The following is a 16,076-nucleotide window of genomic DNA, read 5'->3' as shown; positions in this document are numbered from 1 at the left end:
CTCAGGGTTGGGCGTCCTCCACCATGGGCTGCGCGGAGGGCGCCGCCGCGCACGTGTAGCGCCACCGGTTCGACTTGCGCGCGTACACGCCTCCCACGCCGGGGGCGCACTCCATCAACAGGCGCGTCCCCATCTCCTCCTGGTGCGAGACGGTGTACGCGGTGCTCGTCTGGAAGGTGCCCGCGATGCGCAGCCCGGACTTGTCGTCGGGTTGGATGGCGGCCCAGCCCTTGGTCCACTCGAGGAAGCGCGGCGGGTGCTGGGTGAGCCAGGCCTGCGCGTCCTCGCTCAGCATCTGCGGCGTGTTGAGGCCGAGCAGGTCCACCACGAAGGCGTTGCCGAAGAAGCGCGAGGCGCCCGCGTCGAGCACCCACACCACGTCCCCGGGCGAGGCGTGCGAGAGGAAGAGGCCCTCCTGCACCTGCAGGTCGTCGATGTTGTGCGCGTCGTTCTCCAGCCGCGCCAGCCGGGGCGCCAGTCCCGTGGCCATCACGAGGGGCAGCACCGCCACGGCCAGCGCGGGGATCCGGGGGCCGTGGCTCGCCAGACGCCGCCGCAGCCACCCGCCCAGCAGCACTGGCAGGGCCGCCAGCAGGAAGGGCAAGGCGGGCAGCACGTAGCGCTGGGCATAGAAGCTCTCCACCTGGCCCATGCGCCGCAGCGCCAGCGAGGTGGAGCAGAACGCCAGCGCCACCGCCACGAGCCCGGCCGTCAGCCGCTCCGTGTTGCTCGCGGACTGGCGGCGCCACACGGTCCACACGGCCAGCGCCCCCAGCACCAGCAGCACGGGCCAGGGCCAGGAGACCTCCGGCAGCAGCTCGGAGTAGCCCACCCGATGCGAGTGCAGCAGGGCGGGGAGCAGCGGGGCGCGCGAGGAGGTGACCTTGGCGTAGAACGTCGCCGGCAGTGGCCGGCCGGAGGCATACAGGTTCCACGCGGCCCACGCGCCGCCGCCGAGCATGAGCCCCAGCGCCGCCTCGAGCCAGCGCCTCACCACGGGCCTCCACCCGGGCTGGGGGCGCACCACGAGCGGCAGGAGCACCAGGAAGACACCCACCTCGGGGCGGGCGAGCGGACCGAGCGCTCCGCACAGCGCATACAGCCAGGGGCGCTGACTTCGCAGCACGAGCACGAAGCCCACCGCCGCGAGCGTGGCCAGCGGCACCTCCATGCCGGAGATGCTGGCCGCCACCAGGTGCGGGCTCACCAGCACCACCAGGGCCGCGCTCACGGCCACGAGCCGGCCCGCGCCCCGCAGCACCGCGTACAGGCCGGCCGCGGTGAGCGCATGCAGCAGGAAGCCCAGCAGCTTGGTGACGAGCACCGCCCGCCCCGCGCTCGCCCCGCCGAGGTGCGCCACCGACAGCACGAAGGCCCACAGCGGGGACGTCTCCCCGGTGGCCGGCACGCCGGGGTTGTAGCTGAGCCAGTCCCCCCGGGCCACGCTGCGCGCGTAGACGGCGTGGATCCACGCGTCATCGAGTGGAAAGCCGCGCGCCTGCCAGTACTCGGGCGCGAGCGCGAAGGTGAGCGCCAGCACCGCCACCCCACAGCCCACTCCGGCCAGCCAGCCAAGGCGCCTTCCCGGAGTCGTGGAGTCGGGGACGGAGGGAGTCGGGGCGGAGGGGTCGCTGCTCATGGCAAGGGCGCGACTCTACCTCATGGGGCGTGGACGGCACGGACCTTCCACCGGGCTTCCAGGCGAGCGCCCCGCTGGTTCGCGGCCTCACGCCTCGGGGGGGCGGCGCGCGCTCTCCAGGCTGTGCTTCAGCCGCTCCCTCATGACGTTGGGGATGGTCTCGGCCCGGCGCAGGGCCTCCTCCAGGATGCGCACGGCCTCCTTCCAGCGGCCCCGCTGTCGCAAGGCCCGCCCCCTCAGTTCCAGCACCTCCAGGGGCTCCTGCTCCACCGAGAACTCGTTGGAGCGCGCCAGCAGTGCCTCCCACTCCGCGTCGGTGGCGTCGCGCGTGGCCAGCTCCACCGCGTCGAACATGACCTCTTCCGAGGGGCTGAACTCCGCGCCGCTCTGCTTCAACGTCTGGCGGATCTCCTTCAGCAGCACGCGCGTCTTCTCGTCCTGTCCGAGGTAGGCCAGGGCCCGGGCCTGGAGCAGCAGCGCCCAGGGCCTCGGGGCCATCTCCGGGTGGTGCCGCTCCAGCTCGATGGCGCGGATGATGTGCGGGGCCGCCGCCTCCACGTTCCCCGCCTGGTGGAGCAGCTCGCCCATGTTGTGCTCGGCGAAGTACTCCCAGCCCACCATGCCCAGCTCGCGCCCCAGGTGCAGGAAGCGCTCCTGGTCCTGCATCGCCCCCTGGACGTCGTTGCGCGCCACCCACAGGTTGCGCCGGTTGTTGATGGCGCTGCCCAGGTGCAGCCGGTCCCCGCGCTCGCTGCACTCGGCGATGACCTCCTCGAGGATGTGCTCCGCCTCGTCGATGTGGCCGATGTTGGGGAGGATGACGCCCAGCAGCAGCTGCGCCACCACCAGCGACTCGTAGCCGGCATCTCCCAGCTTCCGCGCCCGCTCGGCCGCCTCCCGCAGCGGCTCGCAGCACTCCACCCACTGGCCGTTGCGGAACTGCGCGCGCCCCAGGCCCAGCAGCAGCCGCAGCTGCAACAGCGGCGATTGCAGCTTCCGGGCGAAGGCCAGCTCCTGCGCCGCGTACACCCGAGCCTCCGAGCGCGCGTAGTCGTTGATCCAATCGTAGGCCATGGCCTCGTCCAGCAGCAGGTCCACCTCGTCGAAGACCGCCTCCAGCTGCCGGGCCAGCTCGCGCGCCGCGGCGAAGTCCGCCAGCGAGTCCTCGTAGCGCCCCACGCGGTAGCGCATGAGGCCCCGTCCCCGGAGCACCGTGAGGCGCCGCCGCCGGTCATCGGCCTCCAGCAGCTCGAGCGCGCGCGTATAGGTGGACTCGGCCTCGATATAGGCGTGGCGCCCCCGCGCGGACTCGGCCAGGTCGATGTAGAGCGCGGCGGCCTCGTCGCGCAGGCCGGCGGCGGCGGCGTGCAGGGCCAGGCGGGGCAGGCGCTGGCGCTCGGCGGCCCCGGCCTTGCTCTGGTAGTAGCGGAACGCGGCGCGGTGGATGCGTGCCCGGTCCGCTTCCGGCAGCGAGCGCTCCACCGTGGCGCGCAGCAGCTCGTTGCGGAAGCTGAGGCCCTCCTGGCGGTGGCTCACCAGCAGGCCCAGATCCAACAGCCGGCGCGTGGCATGGCGGGGATCCAACGGGAAGTCCGCCGCGCCGCCGTCCTCCTCCAGCGCGTGCACCACGCCCTCGGCCTCGGCGGCGGTGAAGTCCGGGCCGAGCAGCGCGCACAACCGCGCATGCGCCGCGAGCTCCACCGGGAGCGCGCCCAACTCGCGGTCCGCCAGCCAGTCCACCAGCCGCAGCTCCGGCATCCGGTCCAGCTCGTCCGTGGCCAGGTACCAGCTGCCGCCATTCGCGCGCTGACGCACGAGGCCCTGGCGCTTGAGGCCCCGCACCAGCTCCACGAGGAAGAGGGGGACGCGCTGGGCACGCTCGGAGATGTACTCGAGCGCGGCGGCGGGGATGTTCTCCGCGGGGCGCAGCAGGGTGCGGCACAGCTCCACGGCGCTGGGCGGCGACAGGGGGCCGAGCGGCAGCACGTGCCTGCGGGCGGCGCGCGTACCCCAGGAGGGGCGCAGGCGCTCGAAGCCGGGGCGCGCCAGCACGCACACCCAGAGGGGCAGGCGGGACTCGGCGAGCGCGGCGTACTCCAGCGCGTCCAGGGCCGTCTCCTCGGCGTACTGGGCGTCGTCGAGGATGAGGCACAGGGGCCGGCGGCGGGCGCGCGCGGCCAGCAGTTCACCGGCGGCGCGCATGGCCAGCGAGCGGAGGGCGCCAGGGGCCGCGGCCCAGTTCTGCAGTCCGGCGGCGCCCGGGGCCATCCATCCGAGGGTGGAGGCCACGCCGGGCCACAGCTCGGTGGCCAGCGGGGGCCCCAGCAGCTCGAAGCACGCGGCGCGGCCCTCGTGGTCGGAGCCCGTCAGCTCGGCGTCGCCGCGGAAGTCGTAGAGGGCGCCGCGCAGCAGCATGCGCAGGGTGCCCTCGGGATCGCCCTGCACCGGCTCGCGGGCGCGCCACGTGGTCACCCGCGCGTTGGGCAGGCCCACCTGCAGCTGCTGGGCGAGCGCGGCGCTCAGGTGTGTCTTGCCGTGGCCCCGGTCCCCCAGCACGGTGACGAGCGTGGGCGCTCCCTCCACCAGCGCCATGCCCGCGCTCTCCATCAGCTCGGCCAGCTCGCTGCCCCGGCCCACCAGCACGCCACTGCCATGCTGGAGGATGGTGACGTCCTCGCGGCCCAGGCTCGCCGGCGCGCGCCGGAAGACGCCGTCGCGGCCCGTCACCGGCTCGCACGGCAGGTCCGGCAGGGCCTCGGCCGCCGCGGTGGTGAGCAGCAGGGTGGAGGGATCTTCGTCGGTGGGGTAGCGATCCTTGCGCGCGAAGATGGGGCCGAGGTAGCGCGCGGGGCCACCGGGGCGGCGCTGCACCGTCACCGTGGCCACGTCCACCAGCGCTGCGGGCGCGAGGTTCTGCGCGGCGAGGCCCTCGGCGGCCTGCCGGGCGCGCTGCACGGGATTCTCCCCCGCGTCCGGATCGAAGACACCGGCGAAGCGGGTGCCCTCGTGGGAGGCCATCTGCCCGCCGAAGCTGGCGAGCGCCTTCTGCACGGTGACGGGGTTGGCGCCCGAGCGGAAGAAGAGCACCGCCACCGAGCGGCGCACGGGCGCGGGCGGCGTGGGCGCGGCCTTCTCGCGCGCGTGGGGCACCGGGGTGGAGGGCTTCCCGGTGCTGGCCAGGGCCTCCTGGAGCGCGAGGCGCAGGGCGGCCACGGAGTCATGGCGGCGCTCGCGCTCCTTGGTGAGGCAGCGCAGCACCACCTGCTCGAGCGCCGCGGGCACGGGCACCAGCTCCGAGGGGCGCAGGGGCCGGCGCGCGAGGTGGGCGTGGATGACGTCGGCCGGAGTGCCGAAGAAGGGCGGGCGGCCGGTGAGCATCTCGTAGAAGAGGATGCCCAGGGAGTAGATGTCCGAGCGGATGTCCAGGCCGGACTGGCCCGAGCACTGCTCCGGGGACATGTACTCGACGGTGCCCGCGAAGGAGTCGCCGATGGGAGGCGTGGGCTCGTCGGCGGAGGAGAGGGCCGGCGTGCTCACGGAGCGCGCGAGGCCGAAGTCGAAGAAGCCGGCGGAGCGCGCGGCCTCATCGAGGAAGACGTTCTCCGGCTTGAGGTCCCCGTGGAGGTAGCCGTGGCCGTGCACCACCGCGAGCGCGTCCAGCAGGGCCAGCGCGCGCGAGGAGAGCTCGGCGAGCGGCATGGGGCCGGCGACCTGCGCCATGCGCTGCGCGAGGGTGGGCCAGGGGATGAACTGCATGACGAGGTAGGGGGCGCCCGTGGGGAGGGTGCCCGTGTCATGCACGGCGGGGACGGTGGGAGGGCCGATGACGCGCAGCACCTCGGTCTCGCGGGCGAGCTGCGCGCGGGCGAGGGGGACTTCCGGGTGGGCCACCTTGATGGCCACGCGCAGGCCGTCTCGCTCGCGCCAGGCGGAGTAGAGCGTGCCGAAGCCACCGCGCGCGACTTCCTCCTCCAGCCGGTAGCCGGAGAGGACGAGGGACGGCGACGGCCGGCCACGCCCCGGGGAGGGGGCGTTGGTCGGGGTGGCTCCTCGAGGACAGTGCGCATGGGTCCCCTCCCAACGCTGCCCGCATGTCACACAACGCGGCACGTCCCCAATCTACCGCAACCCGGCCGGCTTTCGCCGCTTCCGGGCCGAAATCAGGGGAGTCCCCAGGGTTGGAAGCAACCCACCTGGCGGGGTGGCTTCACTCCCAGGAAATCTCGTACTCGCTATCGAGGGGCCCCGTCGCCCAGGAGCGGACCCTCACGCCGCGGACGTTCGCGGAGAGGAAGAGCGCCAGCAGCCCGCCCTCCATGTTGGGCCGGGGGAGGAGGTCGTGCTTGTAGGTGAGGATGCCGCTCGCCGGTCCCGTCATCCGCGTGGTGAGCTGCTCCATGCTCGTGGCCACCACCTGGAGACTCGCGCGCAGGCTGTTGAACAGCCGCTTCGGGTTCTGCTGAACCAGCGACATCATCAGCTTGCCGGACGCGGAGGTGAGGAAGTTCGCCGCGGTCTGCTGGCCCAACTGCCGGAGCGCCCCCTCGAAGTCACCCGTCTCCGCGCTCAGGAGGCGTGCCGCCGCGTAGATGAGGGTGACGAACTTGCTCAGTGGATGGCTGAAGACGTCCACGAACTTCGGCTCCCCCTCCACTTCCTGGCAGTGCCGCACTTCGGCCTCGCTCTTCGTCCAGCGCACGACCTCCAGGATGGAGTTGAAGAGGAGCCCTCGCGAAGTGTCCGACTCCTTGATGAAGGAGCGCTGGTGCTTCAGCTCTTCCGGCGAGCCGAGCCGTAGCGTGTCCGGGGTGACGGCCAGGGTCTGCGTGCTCATACGTGACCTCGCGCTCGGGCCCCGCACTCGTTGACGTCAATGAGTGGTGTGGGGGGAGGTGTGATGCTCGTTGATGTCAACGAGTGAGGCGGAGGAGGCGCCGGCTCGTTGCCCTCCCATCCCTGTGTCGTGGCGCACCACCGCAGGTAACGCCCTTTTCTTTGGCTCCGTTTGTCCCCTGACTCCGCCCGTTGTGGGGCCCGCGCTTCAGCATGACGTCACAGGTTGGGGGGCTCGGACTCACTTATCGGTTCCAAACCACCGAGGAGGGCTTTGCTGTCTCAAAAACAGGCTTCTGCCGCTCTGACGGGTTGGCCTGTTTGTATGACCTGGGCGGTTGGGCAGGGCTTTCCTTCTTGTGTTGGCTGTGCTACCTGTTTGGTCGTCAGCTCAATCCACAGCAGGCGTTTCTGGAGGTGCCATCGTGCCGAGCGAATCTCTTTCGTGTCGGAAGTGGAGTCGTGTTTCCGTGGGAGTCGTCCGTCTCCCGCCGGGCTTGTTTGCAGTGCTCTCTCTCGTGTTGCTGTGCCCCCTGGCATGCGCCAGCGGTACGCCGCTCCCGGCGTATGCCACTACCCGGGACGCGCTCGCGGAACTGGACGAGTTCGGTGCCCTGCTGCTGAAAGCCGGGCTCTCCGCGGAACTACTGCCCAAGGGGCGGGACTTGTCCCCGGAGCACGCCAGGCAGCTCCGGCTTCACTTCCACCTCTTTCCGCCCAAGGCATCGGAATACGCCCCGTGGCTGGTGGCGGACGTGCTGCTGCTCGATGTGGTGCTCAAGAATGAGGCTGTTTCCCGGGCGGAACTGGGCCGCCGTGTCCAGGAGTTCCAGCCGCTCGTGGTGCTGCGGCCCGATGGCTACCTGGCCTTTGCGCTCAGTGGCAGGGAACTGCAGTGCGTGGGCCCCGTGGGCGTCCAGGACGGGGCGTATCGGGCGGGCTCCTTCGAGGTGGGTACCTTCTACAGGAAGGACGAGACGGACAACTGGCAGCCCGTGTCCGTCCCTGGTTCCACCGTCGCGCGCTAGGCACTCCTCTCCCGCTTCCACTCTCTCTCATGTCCGAATCGAAGAAGCCCGATGGTCCCGGGCCCGGCAAGTCCTTCGCGGTCGGCGACTTCCGCTACGCGATTGTCCGCCACCTCGTCGAGCACCCCGACTACGACACCCTGCTGCTCGCCACGCGAGAGCCGCTGCAGGGTGGCCCGGTGAAGCTCGTCGTTCTCAAGCCCATCGTCATGGAGCACGGGCGCGAGGCCCGGCACCGGGCACTGGAGGAGGTGAGTCTTTCCAAGTCCCTGCGCCACCCCAACATCGCCACCGTGTACGGGTACGTGGTGGACGGAGAATTGCCCTACATCGTGATGGAACACCTGCGCGGGTGCTTCCTGCTCACCCTCATGGACGCGGCCTGGTTGGTGGGTCGCAAGTTGAGTCCCGACTTCGCCGCCTACGTCGCCGCCGAGGTAGCCGACGCACTCGACTACGCGCACCGCTGCGAGGACGAGGACGGCAACCTCCTCAAGCTCGTCCACCGCGCCGTTGGCCCCATGCGCATCCGCCTGGGGGACAATGGCCGCGTCAAGCTCACCAATTTCGGCGCGGCCTATTCGGAGTTGCTCGGTCGCATTCCCACCCGCCATGGGTTGCTCCGGGGAGACCCGGCCTACATCGCCCCGGAAATCCTCCTGGGTTTCCTCAAGCCGAAGGCCCGCCAGCGCGACCCACTCACCCCCCACCGGCTGGACGGCAGGGCCGACATCTTCTCGCTCGGCCTGGTGTTGCTCGAGATGTTGCTCGCCCGCTACCCGTTGGACCCGCCCGACAGGTTGTGGGAGGACCTCGACGAGCGATTCCCTCCCGAGGTGCGCGCCGAGCGCTCCTCGCTGCTCCCCCTGGAGACGTTGGCCAATCGCGTGCTGCACTTCGGTCCGGAAGAAGTGGAGCACGCGGCGAAGGATCTGCCCGCCGCCTTGCAGAAGATCGTGGCCCGGGCGTTGCGGCAGAACCCCACCGAGCGCTACCCCTCAGCGGACGACATGCGTTACGACCTGCGGGACTTCCTGCATGCCCGCCATGGCCGGCCCTATGGAGCGAAGGAGGCGGAAGCGGAGCTGAGCGACATCCTCAAGGAGGCCTCGGACCTGCGCAAGCTGACCGCCCACCCGGACGTGGAGAAGGGCGTGCTGCCCCTGCCACCGGACTTGAAGGGCGACGAGCCCGGCGGCGTTCACTGAGGTGCACCGTGGGCAGCTTCAACAAGATGAACGTCTCACTCGCGAGGCACGTGGGGGCAGTGGCCCGTGAGGCACGTGCCCGCGCGGGGCTGACGCAGGCGGAGGTCGCCGAGCGCGTCGAGCTGGCGACGGAGGTGTACGCGCGCCTCGAGCGCGGCAAGATGCTCCCGAGCGTGCCCTCCCTGCTGCGGCTGTGCCGCGCTCTGGGCGTGGATGCCAACTCCCTGTTGGGGCTCGTCGCCGGCACGCCGCCGCAGTGGCTCGCGTCGGCCGCGCCTCCGTCCGACGATCCACCCGCCCTCCGCCGTCTGCTGCGCTCCGTGCGCCGGTTGGGGGTGGCTCAAGTCCATGCGCTCACCCTCGTGGCCCGCTTCATGGACCCGGCCCGCACGACACGGGGCAACCGCGAACTGGACAAGGCCGCACGCTGAAGGAGCGATGATGCCCACGGCATTGCAACGCCACCTCGGAAAGGTGGCCAGGGACACCCGGCTGCGCCTGGGCCTCACCCAGGCCCAGATGGCCAGACGCGCCAGCCTCGCTCCCATCGTCTACGGTCGCATCGAGCGCGCTCGGATGATGCCCAGCGTGTCCACGCTGCTGCGGCTGTGCGGCGCGCTGGAACTGGATGCGAACACGCTCCTGGGCTTCTCCTCACGGGAGCCGCCCTCCTGGCTCACTCCTCCGGAAGATGCCGCCGATGGCACCCCGGAGGTGCGCCAGTTGCGCCGCGCGATTCGCACGTTGACGGAGCGGCAGCTCGCCGCGCTCGCCACCGTGGCGCGCTCCATGGTGGCCCCTCCACGCAAGCGGGCGCCGCGCGGCGGGTGAGACAACCCATGCAACTCGAACACCTGCAGAAGTCTCTCGGTGATGTATGCCGCATGGCCCGCGAGCGGCTGGGGCTGACCCAGGCCCAGGTGGCCAGGCAGGTCTGCCTCGCCACCGAGGTCTACGGCCGCATCGAGCGCGGCGGCCTGTTGCCGTCCGTGCCCACACTGCGCAAGCTGGCCCTCGCCCTCGGAATCTCCGCCGACGTGTTGCTGGAATTGAGCCGCACGGAGGTGGCTCCTTCCCTGGCGGTGCCTCCTCCCGAGGGCGGCCTGTCGCCCGAGCTGCGGCAGCTCGTCCGCATGCTGCGCGGGTGGAGCCCCGGGGAGGTGAAGCGGCTGATTCGCGTGGCGAAGGTGCTGGAGAGTCCCGCGGGGGAGTAGGCCCCCTGCCGTGCTAGCCTCGCGAGCCCCGAGGACGTCCCGCTCCCATGCATGCTCCGCCCTTCAAGCCTCCCCAGCCAGGTGACAGGGTGGGGGACTACCGTGTGGACGAGAAGCTGGGCGACGGTGGCTTCGGCTTCGTCTACAGGGTGGAGCGCGCGGGCCGCTTCTACGCCATGAAGGTCATCCGCGCCCGCGAGCTGGAGGGCTGGGGCCAGCGGGAAATCACCATTCTCCGGCACGTGGTGCACGACAACGTCGTCCGCTTCCGGGCGTGCGACAGGTGGCCGGACCCGGACCATGGCTACCTGTGCTTCATCATGGACCTCGTCGTGGGCCGGACGCTCGAGCAGTGGGCGTTGGAGGAGAACCCCACGGCGCGCCAGGTGGTGCGCGTCCTGCTCGAGGTGGCGCTCGCGCTCGCGGAGATTCTCGAGCAGGGAGTGCTTCACCGGGACTTGAAGCGGGAGAACATCCTCATCCGCGACTCGGACGGGCGGCCCGTCCTCGTGGACTTCGGAATCGGCTACCTGGCGGGAGAGCCCACCCTCACCGGCGAGCGCTCCCTGCCTGGGACGGACGAGTACCGCACCCCCGAATTCGTCCGCCATGAGCAGGACAACACCCCGGGCAAGGCGGGTTACCGGCCCGGCGTGGGCGACGAGCTGTGGGCGCTGGGTGTCACCCTCTACTGGCTCCTCACCGACGTGCTGCCCTTCGGCCACCGCGCCGAAGGGGGCCTCTACGACAGGATTCTCCACCAGAGGCCCGTTGCGCCGCATGCGCTCAACCCGCGCGTGCCCCTGGCGCTGAGTGCCGTGTGCATGCGCATGTTGGAGAAGCGCCGGGGGGCGCGCTTTTCCGGCTACGGGGAGCTGTGCGGTGCGCTGGACGCCGCTCTCGCCTCGGCGGACGAGCGCTGGGACGTGCCGCTGATGGACCCGGACGCGCCGGACGCGACGCCCACGGTGAAGGTGCCCGGCATGGGGCCCCCGGCGGGCGAGGAGCAGGCGGGCCTCGTCTGGAAGGCGGACCGTCCCCGGCGTGGGCGCAAGGCCGCCCGCGAGCCGCGGCCGGTGCCGGAGCGCGGCGGCCCCCCCGCTGTCCCCGAGCCCCCGTCGGCGAAGCTGGCCGAGCCGCCTGCCCCCGCGAAGGTGGCGCGGGGTGCGGTCTCGCCAGCCGAGGCCCTCGTGGCGGTGTTGGCGGAAGTGGCGCCGCGACACGCCTGGGAGGGCCTGCCGCCCCCGGTGCCCGAGTCCGCTCCGCCGGCGCCTGGAGTCCCTTCCGCCGCGGCGGTGGCAATCCTCCGCCCCGCGGCGCTCCTCGTGGTGGCGGTGGGGGCGCTGGCCCTGGCGGGCGTCGGCGCATGGGTGGTGCATACGCGCCCGGCACCCGGCTCTCCTTCCACGGTGCGGCCGGTGGCCCTGGCTTCACCACGTGTCGAGTCCCCGCGAGAGGGCCCTCCCGCGCGGGCCTGTGCCGTCCGTGAAGTGGCGGGTTTCCAGGAGTGGCCTGAAGCTGGGGGGGGCGCGGCCTTCTCCCTGCCCCCCACCCCCGCGTCCGTACTCGCCACCATGCTTCGCAAGGAAGACTCCCGCTCGAGGCCCGAAGAGACGCCCGCTGCTCTGCCGCAGCGCAAGGGCATACGCGCCCGTTTCATGGAGAAGTGCGTCGGCGCGGCCTGCTGCGCCGTCCTCGGCGCCTGCACCGGCGCCCCGGTGCGCCCCTCGCCCCAGCCCGAGGCGTGCTCCTCCAAGGCCCTGGCCACCATGAAGGAGTTGGAGATCGACATTGGCGACGAAGCGGCCGGCACCTTCCCCGTCGTCGGAAGCGCCAAGCCCGTCCCCGTACAGGAGTCCACGACGTTCGCCCTGCAGGACGACCTGGGGAAGCTGAAGGCGGGCACCGTCCTGTCCGGACGACTCATCTTTGGGCAGGACCGCGTCTATGGGCGCTTCACGCAGGCCAGGCAGGCCAGGTCGAAGGGCGGACAGACCTACCCCGTCTGTTTGGAGCTCCAGTACCGAGGACAACGGGGCACCGGATATATGCGTGACAGCGGGCCTGCCTCCCCTGTGGTCGGGTCCGTGGCAGAGGTCCAGGCCGTGGACCGCTTCGAGTAGAGACGTACGTGGGCCCGGCAGGCAGCAGGTCGGGCATTTCGAGCACGGAGGTGTGGTAGAGGCCCATCCTCCCAGGCTGATTTCCGCGCCTTCCTGGAGGTTGACCGTCCGTGCTCCCCGCATCTCCTGTCGGCCTCCTGGCGCTGGCGCTCGTGTCCACTCCCGCCAGCGTGTCCGCGGCCACGGCCGTGGATGAGTGCGAGTCGCAGAGCCCGCGTATCGAGCTGTCCGCCTTCCCCCCGGGCAAGTCACCCGGGGTGTGTATCGGCCCGGGCTTGACCATCACCTTCCGCTTCGACTCGCCGCTCCAGCGGGAGTCCCTGAAGCTCGAGGACCGGGGCTGGTTCGTGGACTGGGCCGTGGGGCAGCAGACCGTCACGCTGGTTCCCCGCGACAACCTGGTTTCTGGCAGACGGAGCGACGTGACGGTGTGCTTCACGGACGAGGCCGCACCGCCATGCACCACCCTCACGCTCCTCGTGCATCCCGGTCTCGGCATGCAGGAGGTGAAGGTGCTGCGTCAGGCACGCTCGGTGACCGACTTCCAGCAGGTGGCGGAGGAGTCCGAGGCCGACGCCCAACAATGCCGGGAGGAACTGCGACAACTCCGCGCCGAGCGCGTCGTGCCGGACGGGCTGCGGGGCGCCATCGCCTCCGGCCTCGTGGACCGCAAGCGGGGCATTGCCCTCAAGGAACTGACGTGGGACGTGAAGGAGAAAGAGGGCAATGCTCTCATCCATGCCGCCGTGACGAGCTACCGCGCCAAGGAGCGGGTGGCGGTGGAGGTGTACCTCACGAATCCTGGCTCGGTGCCGTGGACGGCGGCGGGCGCGGTCCTGCGCGGCTCCAATGGCGAGGTGTTGAAGCCGCTCCCGCTCTGGGCGTCCGAGCCCATCCTGCCTGCCGTGCCTGGAGAGGAGGGCAAGCGGGGCCGCGTCGTGGTGGAACTGCTGGCCACGGAGAAGCAGGCGCGGGGCACGTACACGCTCGTCCTCTGGGACGCGGATCGCCAGCGCACGGTCACCCTCGGCAACGTGACGTTTCCTCAGTAGATGTCGCCTGTCGTGCGCGCTGGGCTCGTCCGTGGCTCTGGCTCGTTTTGCCAGTGCTCTCTCCTGGAGGGGCAGGGGAGGATCAGGCTTCTTCGTCAGGCAGGAGCGTGAGCAGCAGCTCGTCGTCGGGGCCGAGCGGGCGCCACCCGGGCGGTGGAGGTGTGGCGAGGAACGCTGTCCTGACCTGCCTGGCACGCTCCTTATGGGTCACCGGGGTATCGGCAATCCATGAGCCGAGCGCCTTTGCAACCTTGAAGCGGTTGCCGTCGTCCAGCACGGCCGGCCAGCCGTCGGGAAGACATACGGCCAGTTCGCGCACAAGCACATCGCGCACAAAGCGAGTGAGCTGTTTGCGCTGCTCCGCCTCGGCGAGCAACCCGCTCAACACCTGCGCTCCGACGACATCGTCTGGACCAAGCTCCTCGGCCAGAGCCACAAGCGAGGCGGTGGGGCGCGCCTCGGCGAAGGCCGTGAGTGAATCGTAACCCCGTTCGCGGACCCGCTCATACAGGCGCGCCACCCAGTTACCTTGAAAAGGATGTCTGTCGCTCATGACCCCCTCCAAGGCGAACGTTCAGACTTCCTCGTCGGGCAGGAGCGTGAGCAGTAGCTCGTCGTCGGGACCGAGCGGACGCCAGCCGGGAGGTGGTGGCGTGGCGCGGAGCGCCGCCCTGGCTTGTTCGACGCGCTTCTGATGCGTCTCTGGCGTGTAGGCGGACCATCGGCCAATCGCCATGGCGATCTCGAAACGGTTTGTATCGTCCAGCACAGCCGGCCAACCACCGGGGAGACCTTCGGCAAGCTCGCGCACGAGAACATCGCGCACCAAGCGTGTGACTTGCTTACGGCGCTCCGCCTCGGCAAGCAACCCGCTGAACACTTGCACTGCGGCGACATCATCCTTACCAAGCTCCTCGGCCAACAAATACAGCGGGACGGCAGGACGCGCCTCGGCGAAGGCCGTGAGCGAGTCGTAACCGCGCTCGCGGACCCGCTCATACAGACGCACCTTGATGTTGCCCTGCCACGCACGTCCGTCGCGCATCGTCCTCTCCAGCGGAAACGTTCAGACTTCCTCGTCGGGCAGGAGCGTGAGCAGTAGCTCGTCGTCGGGGCCGATCGGGCGCCACCCGGGCGGGGGCGGCGTGGCGCGGAGCGCTGCTTTGGCCTGCGTGACGCGCTCTTCATGGGTTTCTGGGGTGAAGGAGGACCAGAAACCGAGGGCTTTGGCAACCTTGAAGCGGTTGGCGTCGTCCATCACGGTCGGCCAGCCGTCGGGGAGACATTGGTACAGTTCACGCACGAATTGACTGCGTACCAAACGCGTGACCCGGCGAGTTCGCTCTGCTTCGGCCACCAGCCCTTTGAACACCTGCACTCCAGCGACGTCGTCCGGACCAAGCTCCTCGGCCAGAGCCACCAGCGAGGCGGTGGGGCGCGCCTCGGCGAAGGCCGTGAATGAGTCGTAACCCCGTTCGCGGACCCGCTCATACAGGCGCGCCACCCAGTTACCTCGAAAAGGATGTCTGTCGCTCATGGCCCTCTCCACGGGGAACGTTCAGGCTTCCTCGTCGGGCAGGAGCGTGAGCAGCAGCTCGTTGTCGGGAGCGAGCGGGTGCCAGCCGGGCGGCGGTGGTGTGGCTCGGAACTCTGCCATGACCTGATCGACGCGCTCTCGGTGGGTTTCTGGGGTATAGGCAAACCAGGAGCCGAGCGCCTCCGCGACCTTGAAACGGTTGGCGTCGTCCATCACAGTCGGCCAGCCTTCTGGGAGGTTCTCGGCGAGTTCTCGTACGAGCACATCGCGCACCAAGCGCGTGACTTGTTGGCGCCGCTCTGCCTCGGCAAGCAATCCACTGAACACCTGCACCGCAGCGACGTCGTCCTTGCCAAGCTCATCGGCCAGCACGTACAGCGGCACGGCAGGGCGTGCGTCGGCGAAGGCGGTGAGCGAATCGTAACCGCGCTCGCGGACCCGCTCGTACAGACGCACCTTGATGTCGCCCTGCCACGCACGTCCGTCGCTCATCGTCCTCTCCAGTGGATGCAGTTCAGACTTCCTCATCGGGCAGGAGCGTGAGCAGTAGTTCGTCGTCGGGGCCGAGCGGGCGCCACCCGGGCGGTGGATGTTTGGCGAGGAACGCTGTCCTGACCTGCCTGGCGCGCTCCTTATGAGTTTCGGGGGTAAAGGCAATCCACGAGCCAATCGCCTCGGCAACCTTGAAACGGTTGGCGTCGTCCAGCACAGCGGGCCAGCCGCCGGGGAGGCACTCGTACAGTTCACGCACGAGTTGACTGCGCACCAAACGCGTGACCCGGCGAGTTCGCTCTGCTTCGGCTACCAGTCCTTTGAATACCTGCACTCCAGCGACGTCGTCCGGGCCAAGTTCCTCGGCCAGAGCCACCAGCGAGGCGGTGGGGCGTGCCTCGGCGAAGGCCGTGAGTGAATCGTAACCCCGTTCGCGGACCCGCTCATACAGGCGCGCCACCCAGTTACCTTGAAAAGGATGTCTGTCGCTCATGACCCCCTCCAAGGGGAACTTTCAGACTTCCTCGTCGGGCAGGAGCGTGAGCAATAGCTCGTCGTCGGGACCAAGCGGGCGCCAGCCGGGCGGTGGTGGCTTGGCGAGGAGCGCTGCGCTGACCTGTCTTGCTCTGTCCTGATGCGTATCGGGGGTGTAGGTAATCCACGCGCTGAGCGCCTTGGCGACTTGGAAACGGTTGGCGTCATTCAACACGGCTGGCCAGCCATTGGGCAGACCTTCGGACAGCTCGCGCACAATCTGCGCGCGCACCAGACGTGTGACTCGACGACTCCGCTCCGCCTCGGCGACCAACCCGCTAAATACCTGTACTGCGGCGATGTCATCCTTGCCAAGCTCCTCGGCCAGCGCTAGCAGCGAGGCGGTGGGGCGCGCCTCGGCGAAAGCGGTGAGCGAAGCGTAACCGCGCTCGCGCACCCGCTCGTACAGGCGCACC

Annotated in this window: 16 protein-coding genes; 7 read left to right on the top strand and 9 right to left on the bottom strand. The window is 70.2% G+C overall.

Annotated elements, in window-relative coordinates; genetic code table 11:
* Position 1: 1 nt before the first annotated feature.
* The 3 genes from VFZ09_RS49775 to VFZ09_RS49765 all read right to left on the bottom strand — a co-directional run bounded on the left by VFZ09_RS49775 (position 2) and on the right by VFZ09_RS49765 (position 6,473).
* A complete protein-coding gene (locus tag VFZ09_RS49775; protein ID WP_329734915.1) occupies positions 2 to 1,639 on the bottom strand; it encodes a hypothetical protein in 1,638 nt (545 codons plus the stop codon).
* 87 nt (positions 1,640 to 1,726) lie between these two features.
* Positions 1,727 to 5,737, bottom strand: a complete 4,011-nt coding sequence (locus VFZ09_RS49770) for a protein kinase domain-containing protein (protein ID WP_329734914.1) — start codon at positions 5,735 to 5,737, stop codon at positions 1,727 to 1,729.
* 109 nt (positions 5,738 to 5,846) lie between these two features.
* Positions 5,847 to 6,473, bottom strand: coding sequence for a TIGR02265 family protein (locus VFZ09_RS49765; RefSeq protein ID WP_329734913.1), 627 nt, complete (start codon positions 6,471 to 6,473; stop codon positions 5,847 to 5,849).
* A 469-nt stretch (positions 6,474 to 6,942) separates the two neighbouring features.
* Here VFZ09_RS49765 and VFZ09_RS49760 point away from each other — a divergent pair, with 469 nt between their 5' ends.
* From VFZ09_RS49760 to VFZ09_RS49730, 7 genes are all read left to right on the top strand, one after another.
* Positions 6,943 to 7,500 carry a hypothetical protein gene (locus VFZ09_RS49760; protein ID WP_329734912.1) on the top strand — a complete coding sequence of 186 codons (558 nt, stop codon included), beginning with the start codon at positions 6,943 to 6,945 and terminating at the stop codon, positions 7,498 to 7,500.
* A 29-nt stretch (positions 7,501 to 7,529) separates the two neighbouring features.
* The gene (locus tag VFZ09_RS49755) at positions 7,530 to 8,708 is read left to right on the top strand and encodes a protein kinase domain-containing protein (RefSeq protein ID WP_329734911.1); all 1,179 of its coding nucleotides are present in this window, start codon (positions 7,530 to 7,532) and stop codon (positions 8,706 to 8,708) included.
* Positions 8,709 to 8,716: 8 nt separating this feature from the next.
* Entirely contained in the window at positions 8,717 to 9,139 is a 423-nt protein-coding gene (locus VFZ09_RS49750; RefSeq protein WP_329734910.1) for a helix-turn-helix transcriptional regulator, read from the top strand.
* A gap of 7 nt (positions 9,140 to 9,146) precedes the next feature.
* A complete protein-coding gene (locus tag VFZ09_RS49745) occupies positions 9,147 to 9,539 on the top strand; it encodes a helix-turn-helix transcriptional regulator (protein WP_329734909.1) in 393 nt (130 codons plus the stop codon).
* 8 nt (positions 9,540 to 9,547) lie between these two features.
* Complete coding sequence (locus VFZ09_RS49740; RefSeq protein WP_329734908.1) at positions 9,548 to 9,922, top strand: helix-turn-helix transcriptional regulator; 375 nt, start codon at positions 9,548 to 9,550, stop codon at positions 9,920 to 9,922.
* 47 nt (positions 9,923 to 9,969) lie between these two features.
* Positions 9,970 to 12,045, top strand: coding sequence for a serine/threonine protein kinase (locus tag VFZ09_RS49735; RefSeq protein ID WP_329734907.1), 2,076 nt, complete (start codon positions 9,970 to 9,972; stop codon positions 12,043 to 12,045).
* Positions 12,046 to 12,155: 110 nt separating this feature from the next.
* Positions 12,156 to 13,097 carry a DUF2381 family protein gene (locus VFZ09_RS49730; protein WP_329734906.1) on the top strand — a complete coding sequence of 314 codons (942 nt, stop codon included), beginning with the start codon at positions 12,156 to 12,158 and terminating at the stop codon, positions 13,095 to 13,097.
* A gap of 82 nt (positions 13,098 to 13,179) precedes the next feature.
* Here the strand turns inward: VFZ09_RS49730 and VFZ09_RS49725 are convergent, their stop codons facing one another.
* The 6 genes from VFZ09_RS49725 to VFZ09_RS49700 are packed head-to-tail and all read right to left on the bottom strand — an operon-like array spanning position 13,180 to position 16,075.
* Positions 13,180 to 13,650 carry an NUDIX hydrolase gene (locus VFZ09_RS49725; RefSeq protein ID WP_329734905.1) on the bottom strand — a complete coding sequence of 157 codons (471 nt, stop codon included), beginning with the start codon at positions 13,648 to 13,650 and terminating at the stop codon, positions 13,180 to 13,182.
* 21 nt (positions 13,651 to 13,671) lie between these two features.
* A complete protein-coding gene (locus tag VFZ09_RS49720) occupies positions 13,672 to 14,142 on the bottom strand; it encodes an NUDIX hydrolase (RefSeq protein ID WP_329734904.1) in 471 nt (156 codons plus the stop codon).
* Between the two features lie 21 nt (positions 14,143 to 14,163).
* Positions 14,164 to 14,634, bottom strand: coding sequence for an NUDIX hydrolase (locus tag VFZ09_RS49715; RefSeq protein ID WP_329734903.1), 471 nt, complete (start codon positions 14,632 to 14,634; stop codon positions 14,164 to 14,166).
* A 21-nt stretch (positions 14,635 to 14,655) separates the two neighbouring features.
* Positions 14,656 to 15,126 carry an NUDIX hydrolase gene (locus VFZ09_RS49710; protein ID WP_329734902.1) on the bottom strand — a complete coding sequence of 157 codons (471 nt, stop codon included), beginning with the start codon at positions 15,124 to 15,126 and terminating at the stop codon, positions 14,656 to 14,658.
* Between the two features lie 22 nt (positions 15,127 to 15,148).
* Entirely contained in the window at positions 15,149 to 15,619 is a 471-nt protein-coding gene (locus VFZ09_RS49705; protein ID WP_329734901.1) for an NUDIX hydrolase, read from the bottom strand.
* 21 nt (positions 15,620 to 15,640) lie between these two features.
* Positions 15,641 to 16,075 carry an NUDIX hydrolase gene (locus VFZ09_RS49700; protein WP_329734900.1) on the bottom strand — a complete coding sequence of 145 codons (435 nt, stop codon included), beginning with the start codon at positions 16,073 to 16,075 and terminating at the stop codon, positions 15,641 to 15,643.
* Position 16,076: the final 1 nt, after the last annotated feature.

The sequence above is a fragment of the Archangium sp. genome (assembly GCF_036277355.1).
Classification (GTDB): Bacteria; Myxococcota; Myxococcia; order Myxococcales; family Myxococcaceae; genus Archangium.
Note: the sequence above shows the minus strand (reverse complement) of the source record. Positions and strands in the feature narration are given on the sequence as shown.